This window comes from Streptomyces prasinopilosus (assembly GCF_001419695.1).
Lineage (GTDB): Bacteria > Actinomycetota > Actinomycetes > Streptomycetales > Streptomycetaceae > Streptomyces > Streptomyces prasinopilosus.
Window position 1 is genome coordinate 1 of sequence record NZ_LIRG01000328.1, and the last position, 3,313, is coordinate 3,313.

The window sequence follows — 3,313 nt, forward strand, 5'->3', positions numbered from 1 at the left end:
CGGACCCGGACACCTCGGACCCGGACACCTCGGACCCGAGCACTCCCGACCTCATCGCCTCCGGCCCTCCCCCCGCCTCCCGGACACAACTCCTGCGTTGGCAGTTCGACTTGACCTGGTCGCTGTTCGAGTACCACCTGGAGCGGCTGGAACCGAACGATTTCCTGTGGGAACCCACCCCTCACTGCTGGACGCTGCACCGTTGCGCCGACGGAACCTGGGAACCGGACTGGGCCGAGACCGAGCCCGACCCCGTCCCCGTTCCCACCATCGCCTGGGTCAGCTGGCACATCGGCTGGTGGTGGAGCGTGACCCTGGACCACGCGCGCGGAAGGCCGCCCCGGAAGCGGACCGACATCACCTGGCCCGGTGAGGGAGCACCGACCGTCCGGTGGCTGCGCGGCCTGCGGACGGAGTGGCAGACGGTCCTGGACGGCCTCACCGACACCGACCTCGACGCCACGGCCCCGTTCCCCTGGCCGGACGGCTCGGCCTGCACCGTGGCCCACACGGTCGCCTGGGTGAACACCGAACTCCTCAAGAACGCGACGGAGATCGGCCAGCTCCGCCTGCTGCGAGCGGCCTCCTGACCGCGGAGGGCCCACACGCCCCGGCTCAGGGCCGAGTCGACGGACCCTTCGGCCTCGACGTGCTTCTCGGCCGACCGGACACCGATGCCGCCGCCCTCCCCGCATGCCGTCGACACGGTGGTCCGCGCAAGCCGATACGGCGAATCCCTTTGTGGCTTTCCTGTTTCCGACATACCGGCTGATACAGTCCGTCACCGCATCATCACCACTCGTAAGGGAATGGAAATGATTCGTCGTACCGCCGTTGTCCTCGCCGGCCTCGTTACCGCGGGACTCTTCGCCGTAAGTACCGCGGTCGCCGCACCCGCGGACTCGGGACCTCAGGGAACCTCGCAGGGAAGCTCACAGGGAAGCGCCGCTCCCGCCCCTGCGGGCGGCGTTCTCAACTCCCTGCTCGGCAGCGTCAAGCAGACGTTGGGCCAAGGTCTCTGACGCCACCTCGACAGCGCGGAAGGCGGGGGCCGAGAATCCCCCGGGCCCGCGTGCACACGCATCGCCTCACCCCAGGAGTGATGTCCACACGGGGCCCTTCCGGTCCACCGCCGGCGGGGAACGCCGAGGGTCCCTGGCATCGGCCGTTCCAGCAGTCGCCCCGCCCCACCGGATGACCAGGTGATACGCCCACCGGGCACTTCCTCGTAGGCGCGGAGCGCTGGGTGGCACTCTTCGACCGCCTCTGCTCGAACTGCCGGAAGACCCTCCTTCGCGCCGGCCGATACGTTCACCCCGTCACCCGAGGAAGGACGGCCCGGATTCCCGAAGCGGAAACCGGGCCCGACGTCTTCCTCGCGGCGTTCCGGAACGGATCCGGGCCTCAGCGGCGCAACGCCCTGACCACCGCCTCGGCGAACTGACCGAGAGGCGGAACAACGCGGCGGGAACAGCTTTCGCGCCAGCGCGGACGCGCGGAAGTGCCGCGCCGTGCGACCGCTCCGCGGTCGCCCCGGCAGCCACCACGATCGTCCCCCGGGTCGCCCTCCCGGATTCCCATCGGAGGGGGCCGAGCACCGGGAAGGACGCACGGGCGGGAGATCGCTGCCGGCTTGGGCATGAGCCGCGAGAAACCTTGAGTAGAGCTCCCGCCATTTCCTGTCCCACTCGGACACCGCCTCCCGCCGCGCTCTTCGGCGCTCCACGAGAAGTGCCGATCCCAGAGCAATCACGCCACCAGCAAGTGCTGCAAGCAGCGATATCCAGGCCACTTCGGAACGGTACAAGCAGCGGACGCGGGGGCCCGGTGGGCGTGCCCCGGCCCTGCCCGATGAAGCGGTAGGCAACGGGGGACACCCGGCAGTCACAGAGTCCCAGCATGAGGACGGCCCCCGACCAGTCATCCAGGTCAGGGGCCGTCCCCACTGCTCATCGCGCGGAGGCGGTGGGATTTGAACCCACGGTGACATCGCTGCCACGACGGTTTTCAAGACCGTTCCCTTAGGCCGCTCGGGCACACCTCCCCGCGCTCGCCGATGATCGGCGGCGCGGGACAAGGGTAACGGGTCGGTGCGGCCGGGGTGGGGTCAGCTGTCGCCCGTGCGGGAGCCCAGGGTGAGTTTCGTGGTCTCCTCCTTGCCGCCGCGTTCGTAGGTGAGGGTGACCTCGTCGCCCGGCTTGTGGGTCCAGATCTCGCCGATCAGGGTCGGGCCGGAGTCGATGACGCGGTCGTCGAGCTTGGTGATGACGTCACCGGGCCGCAGGCCGGCCTGGTCGGCGGGGCCGCCGGGGTCGACCGACTCGGAGCCGCCGGCGCCCTGGTCGGTGATCTTCGCGCCGCCCGTGCCCTCCTCCAGGGAGACCGATGCTCCGATCTTGGCGTAGACCGGCTCGCCCGTCTTGATCAGTTCCTGGGCGACGTACTTGGCCTGGTTGATCGGGATGGCGAAGCCCAGGCCGATGGAGCCGGACTGGCCGGTGCCGAAGCCGCCGTTGCTGGTGGACTGGATGGCGGAGTTGATGCCGATGACGTTGCCCTGGGCGTCCAGCAGCGGGCCGCCGGAGTTGCCCGGGTTGATCGAGGCGTCGGTCTGCAGGGCGCTCATGTACGAGGCCTGGCTGCCGGCGCCGTCGCTGGAGGCCACCGGGCGGTTCTTCGCACTGATGATGCCGGTCGTGACCGTGTCGGACAGGCCGAACGGGGCGCCGATGGCGATCGTCGAGTCGCCGACGGCGACCTTGTCGGAGTCTCCCAGTGTGAGGGGCTTCAGGTCCGAGGGGGCGTTCTTCAGCTTGATGACCGCGACGTCGTAGCCCTGGGCGTGACCGACCACCTCGGCGTCGTACCTCTTGCCGTTCGGGAAGGTCGCCGTGACCTTCCCGCCGTCCACGGCGTCCGCCACCACGTGGTTGTTGGTGACGATGTGTCCCTGGGTGTCGAACACGAACCCCGTGCCGGTGCCGCCCTCGCCGCCGCTGCTCTCCGCCTCGATGGTGACGGTGCTCGGCAGCGCCTTGGCGGCCACCGCCGCGACCGTGCCCGGGTCGCGCTTGACGTTGCCGCCGCTGGTGGACGACGAGACGGTGGTCGAGCCGTTGTCGTCGTTGTTCTTGGCCAGCGTGTAGCCGAGGCCGCCGCCCAGGCCGCCGGCGACCAGCGCGGCCACCAGGACGGTGGCGACCAGGCGGCCGCGTCCGCCGCCCTTCTTCGGTGCCGGTTCCTGGTACGAGGAGCCCCATCCGGCCGTGCCGCCTCCGGCTCCTTGGCCCGCGCCCCCGTCGTACGACGGGGG

Annotated in this window: 2 protein-coding genes and 1 tRNA gene; 1 reads left to right on the top strand and 2 read right to left on the bottom strand. The window is 70.3% G+C overall.

Going from position 1 to position 3,313, the window contains the following annotated elements; translation table 11 throughout:
- Positions 1-53 precede the first annotated feature (53 nt).
- Positions 54-590 (top strand): DinB family protein, encoded by a 537-nt coding sequence (locus tag AOK18_RS14725; RefSeq protein WP_055694649.1) that lies wholly within the window; start codon positions 54-56, stop codon positions 588-590.
- 1,367 nt (positions 591-1,957) lie between these two features.
- Here AOK18_RS14725 and AOK18_RS14730 read toward each other — a convergent pair.
- Positions 1,958-2,044: transfer RNA gene (locus AOK18_RS14730), tRNA-Ser, on the bottom strand.
- A gap of 63 nt (positions 2,045-2,107) precedes the next feature.
- Positions 2,108-3,313 (bottom strand): S1C family serine protease (locus tag AOK18_RS14735; RefSeq protein WP_055575151.1); only part of this gene is annotated, 1,206 nt, incomplete at its 5' end.